Source organism: Azospirillum halopraeferens DSM 3675, assembly GCF_000429625.1.
GTDB classification, from domain to species: domain Bacteria; phylum Pseudomonadota; class Alphaproteobacteria; order Azospirillales; family Azospirillaceae; genus Azospirillum; species Azospirillum halopraeferens.
Genome location: NZ_AUCF01000012.1, coordinates 19,142 through 44,079, shown reverse-complemented (window position 1 = coordinate 44,079; position 24,938 = coordinate 19,142). Strand labels below are relative to the sequence as shown.

The window sequence follows — 24,938 nt, the reverse complement described above, 5'->3', positions numbered from 1 at the left end:
TCCGCCCGGGTTGGGATGCCCCGGCCGGCGGCGACGCCGGCCGGGAGCACCGCCATGGTGATCGCAGCAGCGCGCCGCGGCAAACGAGTAGCCGTCAGCGTCGGATGAGCCCGGGGACTCCGGCGCGCTTACTCGCCTTTCGTCCGCCGCAGACGGCGCAGGGTGCGGGTCCGGATACCGGCTGGCAGGCAGTCCAGCAGGCGGATCGCGTTTTCGTGTTCGCGGTAGGAGCCGCCGAACAGGTCCGACGCGATCGCCTCCAGACGCTCCAGCAGGGAATCGCGGTGGGGGCTCTCGGGCACGGCTTCCCAGAAGGCGTTGGCTTCGCGCTGGTCACCCTGCTCGCGCTGGCGTTCCAGCCGTTTCAGAGTTTCGGCGAGAACCTCGGCCTGGGCCGGCGCCATACCGTTCTCGGCGCGGGATACGGTCGCCTGATCCATGTCCACCATGGCGCCGAGGCGACCCTGGGTCAGGCCGAGGCGCCGGCGTCGGAGGGCTATACTCTGCGGTTGTGACCGGCTCATTTGCATACCGGGGTATTCGATGGTAGCCGAAGCTAGCAGCATGGACGGGGAATCACAATCATTCCGCTCTCCGATGCGGCCCGTGTGAAGCAGTTCACAGACTGGAAACCAATTGTATGCGAAGATGGGAATCTCCACCGCGAGGGTGCCATGTACGAGCCGCTGATCGGAAAGAACCTGAACGTCAATGGCCGGCGCACGTCGATGCGCCTGGAAGCGTCCCTGTGGCAGACCCTCGAGGAGGTCGGCCGGCGGGAGAACATAAGCGTCAACCATCTGGTGTCGCGCATCGAACGGCGCCTGAAGGAGACCGTGGGCGGGTCCTTCAACCTGACCTCCGCGGTGCGCCTCTACCTCGTGGAGTATTTCCGCGCGGCGGCGACCGAGGACGGCCACCGCGCCGCCGGCCACGGTGTCGGCGACCCGTTCGCCGGTGTCTCCGGCTCCGGTTCCGGCTCCGATGACGGTGACGCGGAGGAAGGGCGCCGACGCCGGAGTCCGCTCGGGCGCGGCGCGGCGTCGACGGCCCTCTAGAGTCGGGAGGTTGGCCGGGGAACCGGACCGGCGGTCGGTGGTTTTCCGAAGGGGGTGACCCCCACGGTTCGACCGACTGGAGTGTCCCATGCCCGGCGACGTCCGTTCCTCCACCCCGCACCGGTCCGCGGCTGCCCGTGGTGCTGCCGCAGGGGCAACCGGCCGGCGGTGCATCCGCCACGCCCTGGCCAATCTCTGCGCCGGCATCGTCGCGACAGTGGCGACGATTCTGGCGTTCATCGCCGCCGCCGAATCGGCGCGTCCCGACGATCTGCGCGCCGGTGCCCTGGCGCTTGGTCTGGGACTTGCACTGTGCGCGATCGGCGCTTTCCGGGCCAGTCGCTCCGACGCCGATGCCGCCCGCGCCCTGACGGGGCGGGCGTTGAAGGACCTGCCGTGAGCGAGCGGCGGCATGTCACCCGCCGGGCGGGGCCGGGCCGGCGGCGACCAGCCCGTAAAGGCGGGGCAGCACGGCGATGGTGAAGACGATCCGGTAGAGGTGGTGCACCGTCACGAAGGGGACGGACAGGTGCAGGGACAGGGCGATCAGGCTCATTTCCGCGAGTCCGCCGGGGGCAAAGGCGAGCACGGTCGTCGGCAGGGGCAGGCCGGCCAGCGCCGCCAGCGCACCGGCGAAGGCGAGCCCCAGCGCCGCCACGGCCGCCAGCGCGACGGCGGCCATTCCCAGGGCACGGCCGAGTTCCCGGTGGTCGATGCCGACGAAGGCGACCCCCAGCGAGGTGCCGACCATGAGCTGGGCCAGGGCCACCACCGGGGCAGGCAGCCGCCCTTCCACCAGCCCGGCCAGATAGACCGCGGCGCTGCCGGCGATCGCCCCGGAAATGTCCGGCGCGGGGATGCGCAGCCGCCGGCCGATCAGCGTGCCCGCGGCCCCGGCGGCCAGCAGCACCAGCGCGTCCGACAGGCTGAGCCCGCTTCCCGGGCCGTTGAGCGCCGCGCCGGCGGCGCTGCCCACCGGGTGACCGCTCAGCCAGGCGAACACCGGGGGCACCAGCAGCACGATCAGCGAGATGCGCAGGAAATGCTGGATCTGGATCAGCCGCTGGTTGCCCCCGGCCTCGGTGCCCAGCACGGTCGCCTCGATGAAGCCGCCGGGAAAGGCGGCGAAGAAGGCGGTCGGCCGGTCGTAGCCGCCGACCCGGCGGAACAGGGCGAAGACCGCCAGGTGGGCCACGACCAGGAAGACCGAGATGGCCGCGAGGCTGATCCACCAGTGCGGCATCTGCCGCACCACGTCGGCGGTGAAGGAGGCGCCGATCATCACCCCGATGACGGGCAGGAAGATCTCCCGCCCGGCCCGCGGCCAACACGGCGGATGGCCGAAGATCGGCAGGCGCAGCAGCGCCACCAGACACAGCGTGACCTGAGAGCCGATCAGCCACGGCATGGGCAGCCCGACCGCCGCCGCCGCGGCACCGCCGGCGGTGGCCACCGCCAGCGTGCCCGCCGCGGTGGCCAGCCGCTCAGGCCGTTTCCAGCGCCACATGAATGTTCTTTTCCTGCGTGAAGCTCAGCAGTTCCCCCAGGCACTCCTCCCGGCCGATGCCCGACCGCTTAACCCCGCCGAAGGGCGCGCCGAGATAGTGGGCGCTCGCCGTGTTGATCCACACGTACCCGGCCTGCGCGGCGCGCGCCAGCCGGTGGGCGCGGTCGAGATCGCGCGTCCAGATGGAGCAGGTGAGGCCGTAGTCCACGGCGTTCACCGCACGCAGCATCTCCGCCTCGTCGGTCCAGCGCAGCATGGCCAGCACCGGCCCGAAGATCTCCTCGCGCGCGATGGTCATGTCCGGCGTGACGCCGGTGAACACCGTGGGCAGCACGAAGAAGCCGCCGGCCAGCTCCGGGTCCTGCGGCGGGCCGCCGCCGCACAGCAGCGCCGCCCCTTCGGCCCGCGCCGTGGCGATGTGGGCGAGCACCCGCTCCCGTTGTTGCCGGCTGATCAGGGACCCCATGGTGGTCCGGGGGTCGGCGGGGTCGCCGGGGACGAAGGCGGCGCACAGGGCGCGCACCCGCTCCGCCACCGCGTCGTGGATGTCCGCGTGGACGAAGGCGCGGCTGGTGGACCCGCAGGACTGGCCGCACCAGGCGAAGTTCATGCCGGCCACGATGCCGCGGGCGACCTTCTCCACATCGGCATCGGGGCAGGCGATCAGGGCGTTCTTGCCGCCCAGCTCCAGCATCACCGGCTTGATGGTCCTCGCGGCCTGGCCCATCACCGCCGCCCCGGTCGGCACGCTGCCGATCAGCCCGACCATGGCCACCTTCCGGTGGCCGGCCAGCACCGCACCCGCCTCCGGCCCGCCGTTCACCACGTTGAGCACGCCGGGCGGCAGCCGATCGCCGACCAGTTCCAGGAACCGCAGGACGGACAGCGGCGCCTGCTCTGCCGGCTTGAGCACCACCGTGTTCCCGGCCGCCAGCGGGGCGGCCATCTTGGCGGCGGCGAACATCAGGGGATGGTTGAAGGCGATGATGCGGCCGACCACCCCCAGCGGCTCGCGCACCGTGAAGTTCAGGGCCGCCGGTCCCATGGGGATGCTGTCCCCCTTCATCTCCGTCACCAGCCCGGCGAAGAAGTCGAGCGCCGCCGTGGCGATGTCCACGTCCTTCAGCATCGCCGAGACGGGGTTGCCGCTGCCGACGGCGTCGACCAGCGCCAGCTCGTCACGATGGGCGCGCATGGTGTCGGCGATGGCGCGCAGGTGGCGGGCGCGCGCCAGCGGCGGGGTATCGCGCCAGGCGGGGAAGGCGGCGTCCGCCGCCTCGATGGCGGCCGCCATGTCGGCGGGGCCGCCGCGGGCCACCGGGCCGAGGCCGGCGCCGGTGGCCGGGGCGATGCAGTCGGCGTAGCCGCCGTCCACCGGGGCGTGCCAGGCGCCGCCATAGTAGAGGTCGCGCCGGACGGGCAGGATGTCGTTCATCGGGTCAGGGCTCCTTCGGCGGCGCCGGTGTCGGGACCGGCCTGCGGGCCGCCGGGGCTGCGCCGCGCGGTGCGGGCGATGCGCCACAGGGCGAACATGGTCAGGGCGGCGAACAGCAGGACGATGGGATGCTCCAGCAGGGCGGCCGGCCGGTCCCGGAACAGGATCACGGACTGGCGGACCGACTGTTCGAAGCTCTCACCCAGCGCGAAGCCGATGATGAAGGTGGCGTAGGAGAACTGGAACTTGCGCATAAAGTAGCCGAGCACCGCAAACACCATCATCACCGCAACCGCGAACATGGTGTTGCCGTTGGCATAGGCGCCGGCCAGGCAGAGGACGACGACGACGGGGTGGATGATCCATTTCGGCACGTGGACGATCAGCGCGAACAGGCGCAGGCCGACGTTGCCGATCAGGAAGTTCATGATGTTGCCGAGGAACATCGCGGCGAAGATGCCGTAGATGAGCTGAGGATGCTCGGTGAAGACCAGCGGGCCGGGGTCGACGCCGTGGATGAGGAAGGCGCCGATCAGGATGGCCGCCGACAGGCTGCCGGGGATGCCCAGCGACAGCAGCGGGATCAGGTTGGCGCCGGTGACGGCGCTGTTGGCCGCTTCGGTGGCGGCAATGCCCTCCAGCTTGCCGGTGCCGAACGCTTCGGGCGTCTTCGAGGCGCGCCGCGCCGCGCCGTAGCCGAGGAAGCCCGCCACGATGGCGCCGATGCCCGGTACGGCCCCCACCCCGGTGCCGATGAGCGCGGAACGGGCGATGGTGCGCAGGCACCCCTTGAACTCCGCCCAGCTCACCCGCCGGTCTTCCGACGGCAGGGTGCGGGAGAAGGCGTTCAGCGCGTGGGTGCCCTTCTCCCGGCCGAGCGCGTGTGCCTCGATCTGGATCAGGATTTCCGACAGGGCCAGCAGGCCGATGGTCATCGGAATGATCGGGATGCCGTCGATCAGGTCGCTCGACCCGAAGGTCAGGCGGGGCTGGGCGGTTTCGATGTCGAGACCGACGGTGGCGAGAAAGGCGCCGACGACGGCGGCCACCAGCCCGCGGATCTGCGACGACCCGGACAGGCCGGCGATGATCGTCAGCGAGAAGGCGAAGACCGCCGCCAGTTCCGGCGGGCCCATGTGCAGGGCGATCAGGGCCAGCGGGGCGGCGACGGTGAACAGCACCAGGTCGCTGAACAGATCGCCGCAGACCGACGAGTAGAGCGCCATCTTCAGGGCCTTCAGCCCCTTGCCCTTGCGCGCCAGCGGGTAGCCGTCCAGCGCGGTGGTCGCGGATTCCGGCGATCCCGGCGTGTTCAGCAGGATGGCGGAGATGGAGCCGCCGAAGGTACCGCCCTTGTTGATGCCGATCAGGAAGGCGATGGCGGCCAGCGGCGTCATGTAGAAGGTCAGGGGCACGGCCACCGCGATGGCCATGGGCCCGTTCAGGCCGGGAACCGCCCCGACCATGATGCCCATCAGGACGCCGAAGGCGATGTAGAAGAGGTTGACGAGCGTGAACGCGTCGCTGACCCCGGCGAGGATCTGTTCCATGTCGAGCCGCCCCTACGCCGGCAGGTAAACCATGAAGAGGTGCTTGAACACCCAGTAGACGACCGGCGGGGCGATCAGTGCCAGAGCCGCCAGACGCAGCGGGTGGGGCCGCCAGCCCGCCATCAGCGTGCCGACGACGGCGACGGCGATGACGCCGGCCGCCACGAACCCGATGTGCGCCATCACCAGATAGAGCCCGGCGAAGACCGCCGCGGCGCCGGTGATGAAGGCCCAGTCGGCACCCCGCATGGGTGGCCGGTCGGTTTCCGCCTCCGGCCGGCCGCGCCGTCGGGCGAGCAGGCGGTGCGCCACCAGGAGCGCCGTCAGCGCGATGAACAGCCAGGCCAGCACGCGCGGGAAGAAGTCCGGCGGAAGTCCGTAGTCGGAACGGCCGCTGACCTCGGCCGGGATCACCCAGATCAGGGTGACCAGCCCGAGCAGCAGCAGGACGGCGCCGGATGCGATGTCGGCGTTGCGCATGGAATGCCCCGATCCCCCTTGTCGGTCGGAGACGGCGCCCCCTCCCCGATGCGGGAGAGGGCGCGTCGCCCCTTACTTCGCGTCCGCCGCCAGCATCTTCGCGACGAAGGGCTTCACCTGCTCGCGCTGCATGTGCAGGTACTTCACCGTCTCCTCCGGGTTCCGGTAATCGGCCGAGAGATACATCTTCTCCTGAAGCTCCCGGCGCAGCTCCTCCGTCAGGGCGGCTTCGACGGCCCTGGCCAGCGTGTCGCGCACACCGGCCGGCAGGCCCTTGGGAGCGGAGAGCATGAAGGTGTCCACGAAGGCGTAGTTGACCCCCAGCTCCATCAGGGTCGGGATCTCGGGAAAATCGGGGTTGCGCTTGTAGCCCAGCGACAGGATCGGCTTCATGGCGCCGGATTTCACCTGGGGGTGCCAGCCCGACGCGCCCCAGGTCATGTCGGTGTGACCGCCGAGAACCTGCTGGATGCCCGAGGAGCCGCCCTTGACCGGAACCACGTCGATCCTGATGCCCTCGGCCTCCTCCATGGCGATGGCCATCAGGCGCGACACCGACACCTGCGACGACAGCGACAGGGCCTTTCCCCGCGTTTTGGCATCTTTGATCAGGTCGGCGTAGTTGTTCCACGGGGCGTCCGCCCTCACCACCAGGGCATCCTGGGGATAGGATACGGTGGCGATGTGGTCGAAGTCGTCGATGGTGTATTTGATGTCGGAGTTGAGCAGCGGGTCCAGCGCGTAGGCGGCGCTGGCGCCCATGCCGATGGTGTAGCCGTCGGGCTTGGCGTGCAGCAGCGACGTGGCCATGACCGTGCCGCCGCCGCCCGGCTTCTGAACGGCGACGATGGGCACGCCCAGTTCCTTCTCCAGGTTCTTCTGGATCAGGCGGGCGGTGGTGTCGACCGCGCCGCCGGGATTGAAGCCGATGTACATGGTGATCGGCTTGTCCGGATACTGTGCGAGCGCGGTGCCGGCCAGCGTCGGCAGGGATGCGAACGCGGCGGCGGCGAGCGCCGTCGTCAGGGTCCTGGCGATCATGGGATTTCCTCCTCTGGTCGTAGACATCCGGCCTTCTGGCGGGCCGGAAGCGGGTTCGGGTCAGGGGGCCGGCTGGCCGAAGGCGTGGGCGTAGCCGGGTTCGATGCGGGCGTCGATCAGCACGCGGCCGCCCGCGGCGACGCGTTCAGCGGCCACGTCCAGGGCGGCGGCCAGATCGGCGGCACGGCGCACCGGTCCGATGGCCTCGAAACCCTGGGCGCGGGCCATGGCTGCGATGTCCACCTCCGGGTCGGCCAGGCGCTGGCCGATCCAGCGGTTCTCCACCGGACGCTCGCGGGCCAGGGCAACCGTTTCCTGATGCAGCTCGTCGTTGAAGTACGAGGTGTTGTTGGCGACCACGATCAGCAGGGGCAGGTGCAGGTGGCTGGCGGTCCACAGGGCGTTGATGCCCATCAGCAGGTCGCCGTCACCCAGCACCGCCGCGGCGATGCGGCCGCTGCCGCGCAGGGCCAGCGCCGCCCCCACGGCGTGCCCCGGCCCGACCCCCACGGCGGCCCCGCCATCCTTGCCGAGATAGGCCAGCGGGTGGGTGAAGTGGCTGGCCGCCCGTGGCCAGCCCAGGGGCAGGCGCACGAAGGTCACCGGCCGCTCCATCCCGAAGCGGCGCACGGCCATGGCGAAGTCGCCGAGCGCGATGCGGTCCGCCGGGTCGCCCTGCGGCTGTGCGGGCAGATGCGCGGTCCAGTGGGGGGCGGCGAAATCCCAGGCTGTGTCGGGGTGATGGCCGTGCAGGGCATCCAGCAGTTGCGCCGTGAAGCGGTCGGGATGGGCGAGGACGGGCACGTCCACCGCCGGCAGCGCCTGGTGGTCCATGCTCCAGCCGTTGGCGAGCAGGGAGTCCAGCGAGCAGTGGACCACCGGCACGCCGATGGGCGCGCAGGTCTGCGCCTGTCCGGTGCAGGAGCGCAGGTAGCCGGCCAGGTCGAGCCAGTCGAAGCTGACGATCAGGTCGGCCGCCGCGATCAATTCCCGTTCCGCGTCGGAACGCCGCTCACCGCAGGGCGGCAGCCGGTGCTGCCGGTGGTCGGTGGGGAAGACGGCGGGGTTGTGCATGCTGGTGAGCACGGCGGCACCCGTTGCCTCGGCGAGCGCAATGCGGCGGTTCCAGTCATCCGGGTCGCGGCTGCCGCGTCCGAACAGCAGCACCGGCCGGCGGGCGCCGCGCAGGGCCGATGCCACCGCCGCCACGACCGCGGCCGGTGCCTCGGGCGGCGGGGCGGCGGCGAACCGGGCGACCGGCGGCACGCGGATGGGTCCGTCCAGCGGCGCTTCCTGAACGCTGACGTCGAGACAGACGTAGGTGGGGCCGTGGGGGGCCGTGGTGGTGATCTGGTGGGCGCGCAGCACCGCCTCCACCGCCGCCTCCACCGAGGCCGGCTGATCGTCCCACTTCAGGCAATGGCGCACCATGGCGGCCTGGTCGCGGCAGGTGTGGACCCAGTCGATCCAGGGTCGCCGCTTGTGGGCGTCGAGCGGGCCGTTGGCCCCCAGCACCACCATGGGAACGCGGTCGCACCAGGCGTTGTAGATGGGCATCACCGCGTGCATCAGCCCGACATTGGCGTGCAGCGCCACCGCCATGGGCCGGCCGGTGACCCGGGCATAGCCGTCGGCGATGGCGACCGCGTGCTCCTCGTGAAGGCACAGCACCATCTGCGGCGCCCGGTTGCCGAGGTGGTTGACCAGGGAATCGTGCAGGCCGCGGAAGCTGGAGCCCGGCACCAGGGCGATGTAAGGCAGCTCCAGCGCCCGCAGGGTTTCGGCTATGGGGTCGCTGCCCCAGGCCGCCGGACCGCCGCCTGCCGGCTGCGGGCGCTCGAGGTCCTCCATGGCGCCGGAGGGAGCACCGGAGGGTGCGCCGGCGGGCGGGGCGATGGAGCGGCGGATGTCGTTCATGGATGGACCGCTGTTCGTGATTCGTCGTGACCCCGGCAGTGTGTGCTCCGAACCGTTCAGCGGAAATTGCAATTTGTCGCACGAACAATGCGAAACGGTTATAGATGGATGATCATGCCTCCGGAGTGGTGCTATAGGTATTTGAAGACACAGCGTTTTTGAACGTTCAAAAATGCAACTCCGGAAGGCGGGGGCGGGTTTCGTGGCGAAGTTGCGCAAGCTGCGGGTGGCGCTGGCGGTGGCCGAGCGGGGGCAAATCGCCGCCGCGGCCCGGCGTCTGGGGGTGTCGCAATCCGCCGCCACGCGGGCGGTGCAGGCCCTGGAGGAAGAGCTGGGCGCGGAGCTGTTCCACCGCTCGCCCCGGCGGCTGGCCTGCACGGAGGCCGGCCACGCCCTGACCCGCCGCGTGGCCCGCGCCCTGGCCCATCTGCGCGCCGCCGAGGAGGTGGTGCTGGCCACCGCCGGCCCGGGGCGGCTGGCGTCGGGGCCATTGAGCCAGCAGGCCGCCGACCATGAGCTTCAGGCGTTGATCGCGGTGGGGGCGGGCGACACCATCAGCGCCGCGGCGCGCGCCAACGGCCTGTCGCAGCCGGCGCTGAACCGCAGCCTGCGCACGCTGGAGATCCGTCTGGGCCTGCCGCTGTTCCTGCGCACCCGCGACGGACTGCGCCCGACGCCGGAGGGCGAGGAGCTGCTGCGCCGCACCAAGCTGGCGCTGACCGAGATCCGCCAGGGGGTGGAGGAGCTGGCGCTGCTGCGCGGCGCCGCCGCCGGCCGGGCGCGCATCGGTGCCCTGCCGATGTCGCGCACCCGTCTGGTGCCGCTGGCGGTGGAGCGGTTGCTGGAGCGTTTCCCCGCGGCGGAGGTGGCGATCGTCGACGGCACCTACGGCTCGCTGTTGGGCAGCCTGCGCAACGGCGACCTGGACGTGATCGTCGGCACCATCCGCACGCCGCCACCCACCGAGGACATCGTGTCGGAGGAACTGTTCCGCGACGACATCGTCATCGTCGCCCGCGCCGGCCATCCTGTCGCCGCTCCCGGCCGGCCGGCGCCGGTGCTGGCGGACTGCCTGGATTGCGGCTGGGTGCTGCCGTTCAAGGGCGTGCCGCTGCGCACCCAGTTCGAGGCGGCGCTGGCCGGCGCCGGCCTGCCGGCGCCGCAACGGCTGATCGAAACGGATTCCCTGGCCGTGGTGCGCGCCCTGCTGATGCGCAGCGACCGGCTGGCCATCGTATCGCGCCACCAGGTGGACCCGGAGGTGGCGCTGGGCGTGCTGACCATCCTGCCCATTCCCTTTCCCGACGTGCTGCGCCCGGTCGGCCTGACCCTGCGGCGCGACTACGCCCCGACACCGGTAACGCTCACCCTGCTCGACGCCCTGCGCGCCGTCGCCGCCGAGATCGGCGGGCCGGTGCCGGTCGCCGCCTGAATCCCAAGGGAGGAACCATGTCCAAGCTGACCCTGTCCGTCGCCGTCGGCGACTATGACCGCACGCGGCCGCTGGTCGACGGCCGCGTTCTGATCGACGGCGTCGACGCCGTCTGTCAGGTCCTGTCGCCGGAGGAGATCTTCTTCCGCGCCTTCCGCCACGCCGAGTTCGACGTGTGCGAGCTGTCGCTGTCCAGCTTCACCGTCAAGACGGCGCAGGGGAACAGCCCCTACGTCGGCGTGCCCGCCTTCCTGTCGCGGGCCTTCCGCCACACCGCGATCTACGTGCGCCGCGACCGCATCCGCTCCCCGGCCGACCTGAAGGGCCGGCGCATCGGCCTGCCCGAATACCAGCTCACCGCCTGCGTGTGGGCGCGCGCCATTCTGGCCGACCACGGGGTGGCGCCGTCCGACGTCACCTGGGTGCGCGGCGGGCTGGAGGACCCCGGCCGGCCGGAGAAGATCGCCCTGACCCTGCCGTCCGACGTGCGCCTGGAGGCAGCGCCCGGGGACGCCACCCTGTCGCGGATGCTGGCCGACGGGGAGATCGACGCGATCGTGACGCCGCGCCGCCCCTCCTGCCACGGGGTGCATCCGCACGTGGGCTGGCTGTTCGACGACCCGCGCGCGCAGGCCATGGCGGACTACCGGCGCACCGGTGTCTTTCCCATCATGCACCTGGTGGGCGTGCGCCGCACGCTGGCCGAGGCGCACCCCTGGCTGCCGGTGGCGGTGTACAAGGCGCTGAACCGGTCCAAGGCGCTGGCCCTCGACCTGCTGGCCGACACCTCGGCCACCAAGGTGACGCTGCCCTTCGTGGAGGAGCAACTGGCCGCCGCGCGCGACCTGCTGGGCGCCGACTTCTGGTCCTACGGTCTGGAGGAGAACCGCCGCACCCTCGACGCCTTCCTGGCCCACCACCACGCCCAGGGACTCTCCGCCCGCCGCGTCCGCCCGGAGGAGCTGTTCCATCCGGCGACCCACGAGCTGATGCGGGTGTAAGGCACCCGCGCCCGCCATCGGGAGCCGGTGCCACATTTCCGCCGGCTTCACCGCTACCATGGGGTGATCGACACATCCCGGTGAGGGGGGCGCGTGAGGGTGCTGCTGGCGGTGGTGCTGACGCTGGTCTTCCTGCTGGCGGGGCCGGCGTTCGTGGTGGCGTCCGGTACGGTGGCGCTGGGGGTGCAGTGGTCGACGGCCGACCGCAGCCCGGCCGGGCTGGCCCCCGACCCGGCGGTGACGCCGGACGCGGTGGTGCAGGTCTACGCCGCCCGCGCCCTGTCCTGGCGCGGCGCCTTCGGGGTGCATCCCTGGATCGCGGTCAAGCCCGAGGGGGCGGCGGACTACACCGTCTACGAGGTGATCGGCTGGCGCGCCTACCGCGGCCTGCCCGCGGTCGCCGTCAGCAACCGCCCTCCCGATGGCCGCTGGTTCGGCGCCGAGCCTGCCGTGCTGGCGGAGCTGCGCGGGGAGGCGGCCGCCCGGGCCATTCCCCGCATCGAGGCGGCGGCCGGCAGCTATCCCTACGCCGGGGAATACCGGGTGTGGCCCGGGCCCAACAGCAACACCTTCATTGCCTGGGTGGCGCGCGCCGTGCCGGAGCTGCGTCTGGACCTGCCGCCCACCGCCCTGGGGAAGGACTATCTGGGAAGCCGCCTGGTCGCCCGCGCGCCCAGCGGCACGGGCTGGCAGGTCAGCCTGTTCGGCGTCGCCGGCGTCCTCGTCGCCGTGGAGGAGGGGCTGGAGATCAACCTTCTGGGCCTGACGGTGGGCGTCGATCCGCTGGATATGGCGGTGAAGCTGCCGGGCATCGGCCGTCTGGGCGGGCGCCCGGCGGACTGACGCGGACCGCCGCTGCCGTCAGGCCACCACCACCCTGACACCGGCGGCGTGGATGGCGGCGGCCAGCGGACCCTCCGGCGGGGCGTCGCACACCAGGGTGTCCACGTCGGTGACGGGGCCGAGGCAGACCAGCGCCGGCCGGCCGAACTTGCCGGCGTCGCAGGCGACGATGGCGGTGCGGGCGCGGCGCAGGGCGGCGCGGGTCACCAGCACCTCGCGGTGGTCGTACTCCATCAACGTTCCGTCGGTGTCGATGCCGCTGATGCCGATCACCGCCGCATCGAACCGGAACTGGGCGAGGAAGGCGGCGGCGGGGTCGCCCATGACGCCGCCGTCGGCGTTGCGGATGAAGCCGCCGGCCACCGCCAGTTCGAAATCCGTGCGCTCGGCCAGATGCTGCGCCACGTGCAGGTTGTTGGTCACCACCCGCAGCCCCTTGCGCACCGTCAGCGCCTCGGCCACCGCCTCGCATGTCGTGCCGGTGTCGATGAACAGCGACGCCCCGTCGGGGATCAACGCGCAGACCGCGGCGCCGATGCGCCGCTTCGCCTCGACGTTCCGGATCTTGCGCGTCTTGTAGGCCACCCCTTCCGACAGGGCGGGAAGGCCGGCGCCGCCATGGTACTTGCGCAGCGTTCCCGCCGCCGACAGGGCGCGGATGTCGCGGCGGATGGTCTGGGCCGTGACACCCAGGCGCAGCGACAGATCCTCCACCGTCGCGAACCCCTTGCGCCGGACGACCTCGACCACCTGCTCGTACCGTTCGGCCTTCCGCACCGTCCGCCTCCGGCCAACATCGCGCCTTTATGATCATATGCGAAAAAGAATGTTCGGAAAACAACATTTCCCGGTTCCCTTCCGCATGCCGCCGGGCTAGGATGTTTGCTAACAAAGCAAACAGACATGCATGGGGAGGAGACTCATGATCCGCGTTCGCGCGATCCTGCTTGCCGCCGCGTTCGGCGGCGGGGCGATGCTCTCGGTCAACGTCGCCGCCGCGGCGACGGACTGCCCGAACCGGGGCGACCTCGACACCCTCTATTGCGACGGCGACGGCGACCTCGTCGCCGACGCGCCCACCGATCCCAAGGATTGGAAGGACCCGGACACCATCGTCTTCACCTACACCCCGGTCGAGGACCCCGCGGTCTACGCCAACATCTTCAAGCCCTTCCAGGCGCACCTGTCGCAGTGCACGGGCAAGAAGGTCGTCTATTTCCAGGTCCAGTCCAACGCGGCGGAGATCGAGGCGATGCGGTCCGGCCGCCTGCACGTGGCCGGCTTCTCCACCGGCCCGACCGGCTTCGCCGTCAACCTCGCCGGCGCGGTGCCCTTCGCCGTGAAGGGCGACGCCGAAGGCTTCCAGGGCTATCAGCTCTGGATGATCGTGCGGGCCGACAGCCCCTATCAGACGCTGGCCGACCTGAAGGGCAAGCGCGTGGCGCACACCTCGCCCTCGTCCAATTCGGGCAACCTCGCGCCGCACGCCCTGTTCCCCGACCAGGGACTGGTGCCCGGCAAGGATTACGAGGTGCTCTACTCCGGCAAGCACGACCAGTCCGCCATGGGTGTCTACGCCGGCGACTACGACGCCGCCCCGGTGGCCTCCGACGTGCTGACCCGCATGATCCACCGCGGCCAGATCGACGGCGACAAGATCCGGGTGATCTACAAGAGCGAGACCTTCCCCACCTCCTCCTTCGCCCACGCCCACAACCTGAAGCCGGAACTGGCGAGCAAGCTGGTGCAGTGCTTCACCGACTACCGCTTCCCGGAGGAGATGACGGCCGCCTTCGAGGGCGCCGACCGCTTCGTGCCCGTCACCTACAAGGATGCCTGGGAGGTGGTGCGCAAGGTGGCCGACGGCAGCGGCACGCCCTTCAACGCCGCCACCTACGCGAAGCAGGCCAAGTGACCATGCCCGACGGAACCCTGGCCGGCCGCCCCGCCCCCGCGGGCGTGGCCGCCGCGGGGGCGGGGCGGGACGCCCATCCCCTCGTGGTGCGCAACCTGGTCAAGCGCTACGGCGCCGGCCGGCCGGAGGTGCTGAAGGGAATCTCCCTGTCCTTCGAACCGCGCGGCGTGGTCGCCATCATCGGCCCGTCGGGCACCGGCAAGAGCACCTTCATCCGCTGCATCAACCGCCTCGTCGAGCCCACCTCGGGCGAGATCCGCTTCATGGGGCGGGACATCGTCAGCCTGGGCCGGCAGGAGCTGCGGCTGGTGCGCCGGCGCATCGGCATGGTGTTCCAGGAATACAACCTGGTGGAACGCCTGTCGGTGATGGAGAACGTGCTGTGCGGCCGGCTCGGCTACGTTCCGGCGTGGCGCGCCTGGCTGCGCCGCTACCCGCAGGCGGACGTGGAGCAGGCGTTCGACCTGCTGGACATGGTGGGGCTCGGCGACTTCGTGCACCAGCGCGCCGACAGCCTGTCGGGCGGCCAGCGCCAGCGGGTCGGCATCGCCCGGGCGGTGATGCAGGATCCCGACCTGCTGCTGGCCGACGAGCCGACCTCGTCCCTCGACCCCAAGACGTCGGTGGAGATCATGGAGCTGCTGGCCCGCGTGGCGGAGCAGCGGCACGTTCCGGTGCTGGTCAACATCCACGACGTGACGCTGGCCCGGCGCTTCGCCGGCCGCATCGTCGGCATGTCGGAAGGGCGCGTCGTCTACGACGGCCCGCCCGACGGGCTGGAGGACGAACACCTGCGCGCCATCTACGGCGGCGAGGACTGGCTGTCATGACCGCCGCGTCCGCCGGCGGGGACCGCCGCGCCTTCCGCGCCAACTGGCCGGCGCGCGCCGGGCTGCTGGCCCTGGTCCTGTACGTGCTCTACGCCGGGCAGATCCTCGACCTGAGCTGGGACCGCTTCGTCTTCGGGCTGGATCAGGGCGGGCGGTTCCTGTCGCGCCTGGTGCCGCCGGACTTCACGCGCTGGTCGCTGCTGCTCGACGGGCTGCTGGAGAGCCTGCAGATCGCCATCATCGCCACCGTGCTGGGGGTGGCGGTGTCGCTGCCGGTCGGACTGTGCGCCGCGCGCAACCTGATGCCCTGGTGGGTCAGCACGCCGGTGCGGGCGTTCATCGCGGTCTGCCGCTCCTTCCATCCCATCATCGTCGCCATCGTCTTCGTCAAGGCCATCGGCTTCGGCGCGCTGGCCGGCATCCTCGCCCTGGTGGTGGCCTCCATCGGCTTCGTCGCCAAGCTGTTCGCCGAGGCGATCGAGGAGATCTCCATGAAGCAGGTCGAGGCGGTGCGGGCCACCGGCGCCTCCTTCGCCAACGTGGTGACCATGGGCGTGCTGCCGCAGGTTCTGGCCCGCTTCATCGGCTTCGCCACCTACCAGCTCGACAGCAACCTGCGCAACTCCACCATGGTCGGCATCGTCGGCGGCGGCGGCATCGGCGGCACCCTGTTCGCCGCGTTCCAGCGCTTCGACTACGACTTCCTGTGTGCCATCCTGATCGCCATCATCGCCCTGATCATGCTGGGCGAACTGCTGGCGACGCGGCTGCGGGCGATCTTCCAATGACCGGCGCCGTGCTCCATGACCGCATCTGGCGGCGCTTCACCCCGGCGGAGCGGCTGGCCCGCTTCGCCGCCTACCTCGCCATCGTCGCCGCCTTCGTGGCGTCGCTGCGCACCGTGGAGGTGATTCCGGAGTTCCTCTACGACGCGCCGGAGCAGATGGCCGACCTGCTGAACCGCATGTGGCCGGCCGACCTGGCCTATTACCCCGCCGGCGTCCACGCGGCGCTGGTGGAGACGCTGCACATCGCGACGCTGGGGACCCTGTTCAGCATCGTGCTGGCGGTGCCGGTGGCCCTGCTGTCGGCGCGCAACATCACCCGCTCGGCCGCGCTGAACTGGCTGGGCAAGCTGGTGCTGGTGTCGTCGCGTTCCGTCAACTCGCTGGTGTGGGCGCTGCTGTTCGTGGCGGTGTTCGGGCCGGGCGCCCTGGCGGGAACGCTGGCCATCGCCTTCCGCTCCGTCGGGTTCGTCGGCAAGCTGCTGGCGGAGGCGCTGGAGGAGGCGGCCCCCGGCCCCGTCGAGGCCCTGCGCGCCGCCGGCGCCCCGCCGGCCAGCGTGCTGCTGAAGGGATTCTGGCCGCAGGTGCAGCCGGCCTTCTGGTCGGTGGCCCTGTTCCGGTGGGACATCAACGTGCGCGAATCCGCCGTGCTCGGCCTGGTCGGCGCCGGCGGCATCGGGCTGGTGCTGAACTCCGCCATGGACCTCTTCCAATGGGACCGGGTGGCGACGGCGCTGATCGCCATCTTCGCGGTGGTCATCGCCGCCGAGGTGCTGGTCACCCAGATCCGCAAGCGCATCCTGTGACCGAAGGCTCCCGGTCCATGCCCGTCGACGACCGCACCGACGATCTGACGTGCCGGCTGGCCGCCGGCGCCGCCGTGGCGCGCGAAGCCGGCCGGCTCGCCCGCCGGTATTTCGACCGCCGCGGCGACCTGCGGGTGGAGACGAAGGGGCCGCAGGACTTGGTCAGCCTGGCCGACCGGGCGGTGGAGGACCTGATTCGCACGCGCCTCGCCGCCCTGTTCCCCGGCGACGCCATGGTGGGGGAGGAGGGCGGCGGGACGGCCGGCCGGCGCGTCTGGGTGGTGGACCCCATCGACGGCACCCAGAACTTCCTGCGCGGCATGCCCTGGTACTGCGTGGTGCTGGCGCTGGTGGAGGACGGGCGCACCGACCTCGGCATCATCTACGATCCCAACACGGACGAGCTGTTTACCGCCCGGCGCGGCGGCGGTGCTTTCCTGAACGGGGAGCCGATCCGCGTCAGCGGCTGCAGCGATCCCGCGGCCGCCGTGGTGGGGGTCGGCCACTCCCCCCGTCATCCGCCGGACCGCTTCCTCATCCCCTTCACCCATCTGCTGGAGGCCGGTGCGCAGACCCGCAACCTGCTGTGCGGCGCCCTGCAACTGGCGCACGTCGCCTGCGGCCGCCTCGACGCCACCTGGGACCCCCATCTGCTGCCCTGGGACGTGCTGGCCGGCATCCTGCTGGTGGAGGAGGCGGGCGGGGCGGCGGCTCCGTACCCGCTGCGCCCCGACTGGTCCGGCGGCGCGCCGCTTCTGGCCGGCACCCCGGCGCTGGTGGAGACCATCGGCCGCGCCATGGGGATGACAGCGGCGGGATAAGCCGCTTCCCTTTGTGCGGCCTTTGCGCTTGATAGGGCATCCGCCCCGACTCCGAGGCTGCTGCATGGCGACGACCACCCCCGCGGACGACGGCTTCCGCCCGGCGCAGGCGGAGCGTATCCTGGTGATCAAGCTGGACGAGATCGGCGATCTGGTCCTGGCCACGCCGTTCCTGCGGGGACTGCGCGCCTCGGCGCCGCGGGCGCGCATCAGCCTGGTGGTGCGCCCGGCGGTGCTGCCCCTCACCGCCGGCTGCCCGTGGGTGGACAGCGTGGTCACCCCGGCCGGCGACCTCTCCGGCGGGCGCCTGGACCTGCGCGGGCGCACGCCGGAGGATCTGCGCGCCTTCGCCGCCGACTTCCGCGCGGGCTTCGGCCTTGCGGTCACCGCCCGCTACGACGTGGACCTGCACGGGGCGGCCACCCTGGCCGCCGCCACGCGCGCACCGGTCCGCCTGGCCTTTTCCGAGACGGTCACGCCCTGGAAGGGCGCCGGCAACCGCGGCTTCGACGCTGCCTACACCCACCGCCTGCCCGGCGCCGCGCCGCGTCACGAGGTGGAACACGGGCTGGCCCTGCTGGCGGCGCTCGGTGGCGCCGATCCGGAGGCGGCGCGGGGCTCCCCCGTCGCGCTGTGGCCGGACGCCGTGGACCGCGCCGGCGCCGCGGCCCTGCTGGACGACGCCTTCGGCGGATCGGTGCCGGAACGGCTGCTGGTGCTGGCCCCCACCACCGCCGCACCGCGGCGCAACCTGCCCGCCACACGGTTCGCCGCCATCGCCGCCGCGGCGGCGGCGCGGTGGCCCGGCGGCGGCGCCGTCCTCATCGGCGACGGCGAGGGACGGGAGCGGGCCGCGACGGTGGCGGCGGCGCTGAGCGGCCGACCGGTGGCCGACCTGACGGGGCGCACCGATCTTCGCACCGCGGCGGGGATCATCGGCCGGGGCGCCGTCCTGCTCGGCATGGATTCCGGCCCCGCCCACCTGGCGGCGGCGCTGGGGGTGCCGGCGGCGGTGATCTCCTGCCACCCCCGCGGCGGGGCCCCCGACTACCCGTCCGCGCCGGAACGCTTTCGCCCGTGGGGGAATCGTGTGCTGGTGGTGCGGCCGGACCGGCCGGCACCGCCCTGCACCGACGGCTGCCGCTCCGCCGAGCCCCACTGCATCGCCGCCATCGACGACCGGGCGGCTGCGGACGCCGTATCGGCCTTTGCGGACGGGGTGGTGACGTAACCGGAATGTCTCACCGGTGAAACAGCATCCCCGTCCGTGCGCCGTGTTGTGCCGGTGTGCAACACCACTTTCCTTCGGTGCCACGGCCGGGCACTATGCGCGGGGCGCGAGAAGGCGATCTATGAAAGGGGCGGGCGGTGGAACCGTTTCGGCGCATCACCTGTGGCAGCGGCCTGATGCTGCACGGGCCGGCGGCCCTCCGCCTCGACGCCGTGGCGTTGCAGGCCCAGTTCGCGGCGCTGGACGCGGTGTTGCCGCCGGACGGGCGGACCTGCTTCGGCGCTGCGCCCGGCACGGGCTGGACGGCGATTCCCCTGTGGACCGGACAGCGGCAGCCGGCGCTGGATCATCTGCCGCTGGTGCAGGCCCTTCTGGACCGGCCGGACCTGGAGGTGCGGCGCGCCTTCATCCTGCGCCAGCCGCCCCGCGGCATGCTGGCCTGGCACTTCGACCCCTGCGCGCTGTACCTCGAAGAGACCCGCCTGCTGATCGCGATCCACGCGCCCCCGGAGGCCGTGACCCTGATCGGCGACGAGTCCGCCGCCTATCCGGAAGGACAGGCCTGGACCGGCGACTTCACCTTCCCCCACCAGGTGGAGAATCCGTCCGATCGTGACCGCATCGTGGTGGCCGTCGACGTGACCTGCACGCCGGCGGTCCGCGCCCTGTTCGCGCCGGAACTGTCCGCCGAACCCGAACGTCGCCACGCCCTGGCAGTGCGGGCGCAAGCGCTCTGGCTGGAATCGCGGAACCGGGTGCCGGTGCCGGCCTGAACGGCGGGTCGTTTCAGGCGTACTTCCACAACTCGGCCAGCTCGATCATCTTGCGTTCGATGGCAAGCAGCGTCTGTCGGGTCTCCACGCCACGGCAGGAATGGCTGAGTTGCCGTACGCGTGCGATCGCCCGATGCGCGGCATCACGGCGCACGCGCTGCTCCTCGGTCATGGATCTCCCTCGCTCACACGGTTAATGCATCGCATGCAAACGAAGCTTAGCGCTATCAGGGGGGATAATAAAGCCAAAAGCCGGGGAAGCCACCCCGGAAACATATTATAGTATGATGACATTCTGCGGCCCGGCGAGGTCAGGCTGCGTCGAACACCGCTCGCAGGTCGATGGCGTCGGCGGCGCGGTCTTCCAGGGTCAGCCGGTCCTCGATGGCGTGCAGGTGGTCGTCCATCAGGCGCTCCGCTGCGGCCCCGTCGCCGGCGGCCAGGGCGTCGACGATGTGACGGTGTTCGTCGGCCGAGCAGCCGGGGGTGGGCCGGCTCTCGTAGGCGGCGATCACCAGCGACGACCGGCGCACCAGCCCGTCCAGGAAGGTCCCCAGCGTGGCGTTGCCCGCCAGATCGGCCAGCAGCAGGTGGAACTCCCCTGACAGGCGGATCATCGCCTTGCGGTCACCGGCCGCCTCGGCCGCCGCCTCCTTGTCCAGGTGCGCGCGCAGGCGGGCGGCGGCGGCGGGCGGCAAGCCGGCGCCGTTGCGGCACAGGCGTGGCACCAGGCCGCGCTCCACCACCCGGCGCGCCTCGAACACCTCCCGCGCCTCGGTCACCGACGGGGTGGCTACGAAGGCGCCGCGGTTGGGCCGCAGGGTGACGATGCCGCGCTGGGACAGAGTCGCCAGGGCGCCGCGCACGCGCGCACGGCTGACGCCGAAGATGGCGGCCAGGCGCTCCTCCGTCAGCTTGGTGCCCGGCGGCAGGCGGCGGTCGGCGATGGCGTCGGCGATGCGCCGGGTGATGACCTCCTGCACATCGGGACGCGCCGGCGTGGCGGCCGGCCGTTCGCGTGACGCCTTCATGACTGCTGCCCGTTGACGATGAATCGACGGGACGGAGTGTAGACAATCCGCGCGAGCAAGACCACCGCGTTGCGCGCGGTGCAGCCTCTCGCCGCGGGGCCGCGTGATCGCCTGCATCACGTGCATCGCGATCAACTTCGTGGCAGAATGCCTTCAAATGCACCATCGAGTGCCGGCGTGACCGCGCGGGGCACAGGAATTCCGCCCCGTGCGCTTCGGCACGCTTCGTGCAGATCACCGTCAGCAAAACGGTCTGAGATTGTCGACAATCTGCATAAGAGAGGGGCCGCCATGCAGGGTGGAGCCGCCGTCGAACTGATCGCGTTGAGCAAGGTCTACGGCCGCACCGTTGCGGTCGACCGCATCGACCTGAAGATCCCCGCGGGATCCTATTGCTGCCTGCTGGGGCCCAGCGGCTGCGGCAAGACCTCCACCCTGCGCATGATCGCAGGGCACGAGGACGTCAGCTCCGGCGATCTGCTGATCGGTGACGCGGTGGTCAACGAGGTGCCGCCGGCCCGCCGCGGCACCGCCATGATGTTCCAGAGCTACGCCCTGTTCCCCCATCTGGACTGCGTCGACAACGTGGCCTTCAGCCTGAAGATGAAGGGCATGCCCGCGGCGGAGCGGCGGGAGCGCGCGCGGGCGATGCTGGAGCGCGTGCACATGGACGCCTACGCCGCGCGCCTGCCGGCCCAGCTTTCCGGCGGGCAGCAGCAGCGCGTGGCACTGGCCCGCGCACTGATCACCGAACCGTCGGTGCTGCTGCTGGACGAGCCGCTGTCGGCGCTCGACCCCTTCCTGCGCGACCGCATGCGCGAAGAGCTGAAGCGGCTGCAGACCGACCTGGGGATCACCTTCATCCACGTCACCCACAGCCAGAGCGAGGCGATGGCGCTGGCCGACCTGGTGGTCGTGATGAACGAGGGCCGGATCGAGCAGGCCGCCGCCCCCCGCGACCTCTACAACACGCCGCGCACCGCCTTCGTCGCCCGTTTCCTGGGCGGCCACAACGTGCTGGACCTGGGCGCCGACGGGACGGTGGCCGTGCGCGCCGACCGCATCGCGCTGGGGGCGGCCGACACGCCGCCGCCGGACGCCGACATGCACCGCACCGGCACGGTGCGATCGTTCGAGTACCACGGCGCCTCGGTGCAGATCAGCATCGACCTGGCGGATGCCGCCGACATCACCGTCGTCCTGGATGAATCCCGCTATTTCGCCACGCCTTTCGCGGTGGGCGACCGGGTGTGCGCCGGCTGGCGCCACGCCGACGTCCATCCGCTCCGCGCCTGAACCGTTCCCGTCCGCACCGTATCCCCGGAGGAGAGGAGAGACCCCATGAAGAAAGCCGACACCGGAACCACCGCCGTCACGCCGTCCGGGCTGTCGCGCCGCAGCGTGCTGAAGGGCACCGCCGCCGCCGCCGGCGCCGCCATCGGTTCGGGGGCCATCACCGGTTTCCCGACCATCTGGGCGCAGAACATCAAGAACGTGACGCTGCGCCAGTTCGGCACCGGCGTCTCCAACCTCAACGCCGTCGCCGAGAAGGTGAAGGAGGATCTGGGCTTCACCTTGCAGATGACGGCGCTCGATTCCGACGCCGTCGCCCAGCGCGCCGTTACCCAGCCCAAGTCCTACGACATCGCCGACATCGAATACTGGATCTGCAAGAAGGTCTTCCCGGCCGGCGTGATGCAGCCGATGGACGTGTCCCGCATCCGGAATTTCGACAAGATCGTGCCGATTTTCGTGACCGGCAAGCTGACGCCGGAGTCGGCGATCGCCCAGGGCACCGCGCCGCACACGGTGGGCTTCGTGGAGGGCAAGGACTCCACCACCTTCGCCAAGGCGCCGACCAACTGGATGACGCTGATCCCCACCATCTACAACGCCGACACGCTGGGCATCCGCCCCGACCTGGTCGGCCGCCCGATCACCACCTGGGCCGACCTGCTCGACCCCGCGTTCAAGGGCAAGGCGTCGATCCTCAACATCCCCTCCATCGGCATCATGGACGCCGCCATGGTCTGCGAGGCCATGGGCAAGGTCACCTACGGCGACAAGGGCAACATGACGAAGGAGGAGATCGACAAGACCCTCGCCGTCATGACCGAGGCCAAGAAGGCCGGCCAGTTCCGGGCGTTCTGGAAGACCTTCGACGAGAGCGTCAACCTGATGGCGTCGGGCGAGGTGGTGATCCAGTCCATGTGGTCGCCGGCGGTGGCGGCGGTGCGCGGCAAGGGCATTCCCTGCGTGTACCAGCCCCTGAAGGAAGGCTACCGCGCCTGGGGCGGCGGGCTGGGCATCGCCGGGCACCTGTCCGGTCTCGAGCTGGACGCGGCGTACGAGTACATCAACTGGTATCTGTCCGGCTGGGTCGGCGCCTATCTGAACCGCCAGGGCTATTACAGCGCCGTCCTCGACACCGCGAAGGAGCACATGAGCGCCGACGAGTGGGGGTTCTGGATGGAAGGCAAGCCGGCGGCGTCCGACATCCTCAGCCCCGACGGCAAGGTGATGGAGAAGGCCGGTGCGGTGCGCGACGGCGGCTCCTTCGTCGAGCGCATGGGCGCCGTCGCCTGCTGGAACGCGGTGATGGACGAGGACCGCTACATGGTCCGCAAGTGGAACGAGTTCATCGCCGCGTGACGGACTGACCGTCCCCTCTCCCGCCCGGCGCCGCCCGGCGGGAGAGGCACGCCGTCACACCATGCGGAGTCCGCCCATGTCCGTCACCGCCACATCCACCGTTCGACCCGCGGCACGGCCGGCCGCGGCAGACCGCGCCGCGGCGGTGCGGCGGCTCGGGCGGGTCGTTCCCTACCTGCAGGCGGCGCCGCTGACGCTGGTCCTGCTGGTCTTCCTGCTGGTTCCCATCCTGACCATCGTCGTCGTCAGCTTCTGGGACTACGACAGCATCCGCATCTATCCCGACTTCGTCCTGACCAACTATCAGGAGCTGCTCGGCTCCCCCGTCACCTGGAAGATCTATCTGAACACCCTGAAGTTCACGGCGCTGGCGTGGCTGTTCACGCTGCTGATCGGCTTCACGGTCGCCTATTTCCTGGCGTTCCACGTGCAGTCGCTGACGTGGCAGATGGCGCTGTTCCTCCTGTGCACCATCCCGTTCTGGACCTCCAACATCATCCGCATGATCGCCTGGATCCCCTTTCTCGGCCGCAACGGGCTGCTCAACCAGGCGCTGGTGGGGGCGGGGGTGGTGGAACAGCCGCTGGAGTTCCTGCTGTTCTCCGACTTCGCGGTGGTGCTGGCCTACGTTCACCTCTACACGCTGTTCATGGTGGTGCCGATCTTCAACGCGATGATGCGCATCGACCGCGCCCTGATCGAGGCGGCGCGCGACGCCGGGGCGAACGGCCGGCAGATCCTGTGGAACGTCATCCTGCCCCTGTGCAAGCCGGGCATCGCCATCGGGTCGATCTTCGTGATCACCCTGGTGATGGGCGACTTCATCACCGTGCGGCTGATGAGCGGGGGGCAGAGCGCTTCGGTCGGGCTGGTCATCGCCAACGAGATCTCGCTGCTGCAATACCCCGCCGCCGCCGCCAACGCGGTGGTGCTGCTGCTTGTCGTCACCCTGATGGTCGCGGCGCTGCTGCGCATCGTCGACATCCGCAAGGAGCTGTAGCCATGACGTCCGCTCCGCGCCGCGGCGCCGCCTTCTATCTGCTGGCCGGCTTCTTCACCCTGTTCATCCTGTTCCTCTACGGCCCGACGCTGACCATCGCCATCCTCTCCTTCCAGGGGCCGCAGGGGGGGCTGACCTTCCCGATGAACGGCGTGTCGCTGCACTGGTTCTTCAACCTGTTCGAGAGGCAGGCGGTGGGCGACTTCGGCGGCTCCTTCAGCCGTTCGCTGGTGCTGGGGCTGGTGGTGATGGTGGTGACGGTGGTGGTCTCGGTGACCGCCGGCTTCGCCTTCCGGCGCGGCTTCCGCGGCGGCTCCGTCCTGTTCTACCTGACGGTGTCCAGCCTGGTGATCCCGTCGATCCTCATCAGCCTGGGCATCGGCCTGATGTTCAACATCGCCGGGATCGAGCCCGCCTGGTACAGCTCGGCGCTCGGCGCCCACCTGACGTGGACGCTGCCCTTCGGCCTGCTGATCGTGTTCGCCATCTTCAACCGCTTCGACCGCAGCTTCGAGGAAGCGGCGCGTGACCTGGGCGCCGGGCCGTGGCAGACGGTGCGCCACGTGGTGCTGCCGATCATCCTGCCCAGCCTGGTGGGCGTGGCGCTGTTCGGCTTCACGCTCAGCTACGACGAGTTCGCCCGCAGCCTGATGACCGCCGGGTCCTACAACACGCTACCGCTGGAGATCTACGGCATGACCACCAACGTCACGACGCCCGTGCTCTACGCCCTGGGCACGCTGACCACCGCCTTCTCCTTCGTGGTGATCGGCGCGGCCCTGGCGGCGGTGGCGGTGCTGCGCCGCCGCCGGGCCGGCCGGTGAGCGCGC

Annotated in this window: 26 protein-coding genes; 16 read left to right on the top strand and 10 right to left on the bottom strand. The window is 70.9% G+C overall.

Going from position 1 to position 24,938, the window contains the following annotated elements; translation table 11 throughout:
• Positions 1 to 128: 128 nt before the first annotated feature.
• Positions 129 to 524 carry a helix-turn-helix domain-containing protein gene (locus tag G472_RS0112840; protein ID WP_342667946.1) on the bottom strand — a complete coding sequence of 132 codons (396 nt, stop codon included), beginning with the start codon at positions 522 to 524 and terminating at the stop codon, positions 129 to 131.
• A gap of 150 nt (positions 525 to 674) precedes the next feature.
• Between G472_RS0112840 and G472_RS32890 the strand changes: the two genes are divergently transcribed.
• Positions 675 to 1,058 carry a ribbon-helix-helix domain-containing protein gene (locus G472_RS32890; protein ID WP_051340753.1) on the top strand — a complete coding sequence of 128 codons (384 nt, stop codon included), beginning with the start codon at positions 675 to 677 and terminating at the stop codon, positions 1,056 to 1,058.
• Between the two features lie 88 nt (positions 1,059 to 1,146).
• Positions 1,147 to 1,458, top strand: coding sequence for a hypothetical protein (locus tag G472_RS0112830; protein WP_029008726.1), 312 nt, complete (start codon positions 1,147 to 1,149; stop codon positions 1,456 to 1,458).
• Between the two features lie 15 nt (positions 1,459 to 1,473).
• On the opposite strand, the gene G472_RS0112825 is transcribed toward G472_RS0112830, so the two are convergent.
• From G472_RS0112825 to G472_RS32880, 6 genes are all read right to left on the bottom strand, one after another.
• Positions 1,474 to 2,565 (bottom strand): AbrB family transcriptional regulator, encoded by a 1,092-nt coding sequence (locus G472_RS0112825; RefSeq protein ID WP_029008725.1) that lies wholly within the window; start codon positions 2,563 to 2,565, stop codon positions 1,474 to 1,476.
• Positions 2,543 to 4,000, bottom strand: a complete 1,458-nt coding sequence (locus tag G472_RS0112820) for an aldehyde dehydrogenase family protein (RefSeq protein ID WP_029008724.1) — start codon at positions 3,998 to 4,000, stop codon at positions 2,543 to 2,545. The genes G472_RS0112825 and G472_RS0112820 overlap by 23 nt, the downstream gene beginning before the upstream one ends.
• The gene (locus G472_RS32885; protein WP_084536615.1) at positions 3,997 to 5,550 is read right to left on the bottom strand and encodes a tripartite tricarboxylate transporter permease; all 1,554 of its coding nucleotides are present in this window, start codon (positions 5,548 to 5,550) and stop codon (positions 3,997 to 3,999) included. The genes G472_RS0112820 and G472_RS32885 overlap by 4 nt, the downstream gene beginning before the upstream one ends.
• A gap of 12 nt (positions 5,551 to 5,562) precedes the next feature.
• Positions 5,563 to 6,030, bottom strand: coding sequence for a tripartite tricarboxylate transporter TctB family protein (locus G472_RS0112810; RefSeq protein ID WP_029008723.1), 468 nt, complete (start codon positions 6,028 to 6,030; stop codon positions 5,563 to 5,565).
• A 72-nt stretch (positions 6,031 to 6,102) separates the two neighbouring features.
• Positions 6,103 to 7,071 carry a tripartite tricarboxylate transporter substrate binding protein gene (locus G472_RS0112805; RefSeq protein WP_029008722.1) on the bottom strand — a complete coding sequence of 323 codons (969 nt, stop codon included), beginning with the start codon at positions 7,069 to 7,071 and terminating at the stop codon, positions 6,103 to 6,105.
• A 60-nt stretch (positions 7,072 to 7,131) separates the two neighbouring features.
• Complete coding sequence (locus G472_RS32880) at positions 7,132 to 8,988, bottom strand: thiamine pyrophosphate-binding protein (protein WP_245593474.1); 1,857 nt, start codon at positions 8,986 to 8,988, stop codon at positions 7,132 to 7,134.
• A gap of 202 nt (positions 8,989 to 9,190) precedes the next feature.
• On the opposite strand from G472_RS32880, the gene G472_RS0112795 reads away from it, so the two are divergent.
• The 3 genes from G472_RS0112795 (at position 9,191) to G472_RS0112785 (ending at position 12,264) form a co-directional block, all read left to right on the top strand.
• Positions 9,191 to 10,420, top strand: a complete 1,230-nt coding sequence (locus G472_RS0112795; RefSeq protein WP_051340752.1) for a LysR family transcriptional regulator — start codon at positions 9,191 to 9,193, stop codon at positions 10,418 to 10,420.
• A 17-nt stretch (positions 10,421 to 10,437) separates the two neighbouring features.
• Positions 10,438 to 11,421 (top strand): ABC transporter substrate-binding protein, encoded by a 984-nt coding sequence (locus G472_RS0112790; RefSeq protein WP_029008720.1) that lies wholly within the window; start codon positions 10,438 to 10,440, stop codon positions 11,419 to 11,421.
• 93 nt (positions 11,422 to 11,514) lie between these two features.
• A complete protein-coding gene (locus tag G472_RS0112785; protein WP_035692280.1) occupies positions 11,515 to 12,264 on the top strand; it encodes a DUF3750 domain-containing protein in 750 nt (249 codons plus the stop codon).
• An 18-nt stretch (positions 12,265 to 12,282) separates the two neighbouring features.
• On the opposite strand, the gene G472_RS0112780 is transcribed toward G472_RS0112785, so the two are convergent.
• Complete coding sequence (locus G472_RS0112780; protein WP_029008718.1) at positions 12,283 to 13,041, bottom strand: DeoR/GlpR family DNA-binding transcription regulator; 759 nt, start codon at positions 13,039 to 13,041, stop codon at positions 12,283 to 12,285.
• 145 nt (positions 13,042 to 13,186) lie between these two features.
• Between G472_RS0112780 and phnD the strand changes: the two genes are divergently transcribed.
• From phnD to G472_RS0112745, 7 genes are all read left to right on the top strand, one after another.
• Positions 13,187 to 14,179: a phosphate/phosphite/phosphonate ABC transporter substrate-binding protein gene (gene phnD / locus G472_RS0112775; protein ID WP_211100185.1), complete on the top strand. Its 993-nt coding sequence runs from the start codon at positions 13,187 to 13,189 to the stop codon at positions 14,177 to 14,179.
• 2 nt (positions 14,180 to 14,181) lie between these two features.
• Positions 14,182 to 15,009: a phosphonate ABC transporter ATP-binding protein gene (phnC, locus tag G472_RS0112770; RefSeq protein WP_084536612.1), complete on the top strand. Its 828-nt coding sequence runs from the start codon at positions 14,182 to 14,184 to the stop codon at positions 15,007 to 15,009.
• Positions 15,006 to 15,797: a phosphonate ABC transporter, permease protein PhnE gene (gene phnE / locus G472_RS0112765; RefSeq protein ID WP_029008715.1), complete on the top strand. Its 792-nt coding sequence runs from the start codon at positions 15,006 to 15,008 to the stop codon at positions 15,795 to 15,797. Before phnC ends, phnE (G472_RS0112765) begins: the two co-directional genes overlap by 4 nt.
• A complete protein-coding gene (phnE, locus tag G472_RS0112760) occupies positions 15,794 to 16,600 on the top strand; it encodes a phosphonate ABC transporter, permease protein PhnE (RefSeq protein WP_029008714.1) in 807 nt (268 codons plus the stop codon). Before phnE (G472_RS0112765) ends, phnE (G472_RS0112760) begins: the two co-directional genes overlap by 4 nt.
• Positions 16,601 to 16,617: 17 nt before the next feature.
• The gene (locus tag G472_RS0112755; RefSeq protein WP_029008713.1) at positions 16,618 to 17,421 is read left to right on the top strand and encodes an inositol monophosphatase family protein; all 804 of its coding nucleotides are present in this window, start codon (positions 16,618 to 16,620) and stop codon (positions 17,419 to 17,421) included.
• Positions 17,422 to 17,485: 64 nt separating this feature from the next.
• Positions 17,486 to 18,652 carry a glycosyltransferase family 9 protein gene (locus tag G472_RS0112750; RefSeq protein ID WP_051340751.1) on the top strand — a complete coding sequence of 389 codons (1,167 nt, stop codon included), beginning with the start codon at positions 17,486 to 17,488 and terminating at the stop codon, positions 18,650 to 18,652.
• A 137-nt stretch (positions 18,653 to 18,789) separates the two neighbouring features.
• A complete protein-coding gene (locus G472_RS0112745) occupies positions 18,790 to 19,425 on the top strand; it encodes an aspartyl/asparaginyl beta-hydroxylase domain-containing protein (RefSeq protein WP_156927106.1) in 636 nt (211 codons plus the stop codon).
• 13 nt (positions 19,426 to 19,438) lie between these two features.
• Here the strand turns inward: G472_RS0112745 and G472_RS38825 are convergent, their stop codons facing one another.
• Together G472_RS38825 and G472_RS32875 are read right to left on the bottom strand one after the other, a co-directional pair.
• Positions 19,439 to 19,597, bottom strand: a complete 159-nt coding sequence (locus tag G472_RS38825) for a hypothetical protein (protein ID WP_156927105.1) — start codon at positions 19,595 to 19,597, stop codon at positions 19,439 to 19,441.
• Positions 19,598 to 19,736: 139 nt separating this feature from the next.
• Positions 19,737 to 20,456 (bottom strand): GntR family transcriptional regulator, encoded by a 720-nt coding sequence (locus G472_RS32875; protein ID WP_035692273.1) that lies wholly within the window; start codon positions 20,454 to 20,456, stop codon positions 19,737 to 19,739.
• Between the two features lie 291 nt (positions 20,457 to 20,747).
• On the opposite strand from G472_RS32875, the gene G472_RS0112730 reads away from it, so the two are divergent.
• From G472_RS0112730 to G472_RS0112715, 4 genes are all read left to right on the top strand, one after another.
• Positions 20,748 to 21,752 carry an ABC transporter ATP-binding protein gene (locus tag G472_RS0112730; protein WP_029008710.1) on the top strand — a complete coding sequence of 335 codons (1,005 nt, stop codon included), beginning with the start codon at positions 20,748 to 20,750 and terminating at the stop codon, positions 21,750 to 21,752.
• A gap of 45 nt (positions 21,753 to 21,797) precedes the next feature.
• On the top strand, positions 21,798 to 23,108 hold the full coding sequence (locus G472_RS0112725) for an ABC transporter substrate-binding protein (RefSeq protein WP_029008709.1): 1,311 nt from the start codon (positions 21,798 to 21,800) through the stop codon (positions 23,106 to 23,108).
• A 76-nt stretch (positions 23,109 to 23,184) separates the two neighbouring features.
• Positions 23,185 to 24,108 carry an ABC transporter permease gene (locus G472_RS0112720; protein ID WP_035692271.1) on the top strand — a complete coding sequence of 308 codons (924 nt, stop codon included), beginning with the start codon at positions 23,185 to 23,187 and terminating at the stop codon, positions 24,106 to 24,108.
• 2 nt (positions 24,109 to 24,110) lie between these two features.
• A complete protein-coding gene (locus G472_RS0112715) occupies positions 24,111 to 24,932 on the top strand; it encodes an ABC transporter permease (protein WP_029008707.1) in 822 nt (273 codons plus the stop codon).
• Positions 24,933 to 24,938 lie beyond the last annotated feature (6 nt).

What these genes read in the sequence shown, in the direction of transcription:
- phnE (WP_029008715.1), top strand. Translation starts at nt 15,006, where the DNA reads ATGACCGCCGCGTCCGCCGGCGGGGACCGCCGCGCCTTCCGCGCCAAC.
- G472_RS0112755 (WP_029008713.1), top strand. Translation starts at nt 16,618, where the DNA reads ATGCCCGTCGACGACCGCACCGACGATCTGACGTGCCGGCTGGCCGCC.
- G472_RS0112820 (WP_029008724.1), bottom strand. Translation starts at nt 4,000, where the DNA reads ATGAACGACATCCTGCCCGTCCGGCGCGACCTCTACTATGGCGGCGCC.
- G472_RS0112715 (WP_029008707.1), top strand. Translation starts at nt 24,111, where the DNA reads ATGACGTCCGCTCCGCGCCGCGGCGCCGCCTTCTATCTGCTGGCCGGC.
- G472_RS32875 (WP_035692273.1), bottom strand. Translation starts at nt 20,456, where the DNA reads ATGAAGGCGTCACGCGAACGGCCGGCCGCCACGCCGGCGCGTCCCGAT.
- G472_RS32890 (WP_051340753.1), top strand. Translation starts at nt 675, where the DNA reads ATGTACGAGCCGCTGATCGGAAAGAACCTGAACGTCAATGGCCGGCGC.
- G472_RS0112720 (WP_035692271.1), top strand. Translation starts at nt 23,185, where the DNA reads ATGTCCGTCACCGCCACATCCACCGTTCGACCCGCGGCACGGCCGGCC.
- G472_RS0112830 (WP_029008726.1), top strand. Translation starts at nt 1,147, where the DNA reads ATGCCCGGCGACGTCCGTTCCTCCACCCCGCACCGGTCCGCGGCTGCC.
- G472_RS0112790 (WP_029008720.1), top strand. Translation starts at nt 10,438, where the DNA reads ATGTCCAAGCTGACCCTGTCCGTCGCCGTCGGCGACTATGACCGCACG.
- G472_RS0112730 (WP_029008710.1), top strand. Translation starts at nt 20,748, where the DNA reads ATGCAGGGTGGAGCCGCCGTCGAACTGATCGCGTTGAGCAAGGTCTAC.
- G472_RS38825 (WP_156927105.1), bottom strand. Translation starts at nt 19,597, where the DNA reads ATGACCGAGGAGCAGCGCGTGCGCCGTGATGCCGCGCATCGGGCGATC.
- G472_RS32885 (WP_084536615.1), bottom strand. Translation starts at nt 5,550, where the DNA reads ATGGAACAGATCCTCGCCGGGGTCAGCGACGCGTTCACGCTCGTCAAC.
- phnC (WP_084536612.1), top strand. Translation starts at nt 14,182, where the DNA reads ATGCCCGACGGAACCCTGGCCGGCCGCCCCGCCCCCGCGGGCGTGGCC.
- G472_RS0112725 (WP_029008709.1), top strand. Translation starts at nt 21,798, where the DNA reads ATGAAGAAAGCCGACACCGGAACCACCGCCGTCACGCCGTCCGGGCTG.
- G472_RS32880 (WP_245593474.1), bottom strand. Translation starts at nt 8,988, where the DNA reads ATGAACGACATCCGCCGCTCCATCGCCCCGCCCGCCGGCGCACCCTCC.
- phnE (WP_029008714.1), top strand. Translation starts at nt 15,794, where the DNA reads ATGACCGGCGCCGTGCTCCATGACCGCATCTGGCGGCGCTTCACCCCG.
- G472_RS0112825 (WP_029008725.1), bottom strand. Translation starts at nt 2,565, where the DNA reads ATGTGGCGCTGGAAACGGCCTGAGCGGCTGGCCACCGCGGCGGGCACG.
- G472_RS0112805 (WP_029008722.1), bottom strand. Translation starts at nt 7,071, where the DNA reads ATGATCGCCAGGACCCTGACGACGGCGCTCGCCGCCGCCGCGTTCGCA.
- phnD (WP_211100185.1), top strand. Translation starts at nt 13,187, where the DNA reads ATGATCCGCGTTCGCGCGATCCTGCTTGCCGCCGCGTTCGGCGGCGGG.
- G472_RS0112810 (WP_029008723.1), bottom strand. Translation starts at nt 6,030, where the DNA reads ATGCGCAACGCCGACATCGCATCCGGCGCCGTCCTGCTGCTGCTCGGG.
- G472_RS0112750 (WP_051340751.1), top strand. Translation starts at nt 17,486, where the DNA reads ATGGCGACGACCACCCCCGCGGACGACGGCTTCCGCCCGGCGCAGGCG.
- G472_RS0112840 (WP_342667946.1), bottom strand. Translation starts at nt 524, where the DNA reads ATGAGCCGGTCACAACCGCAGAGTATAGCCCTCCGACGCCGGCGCCTC.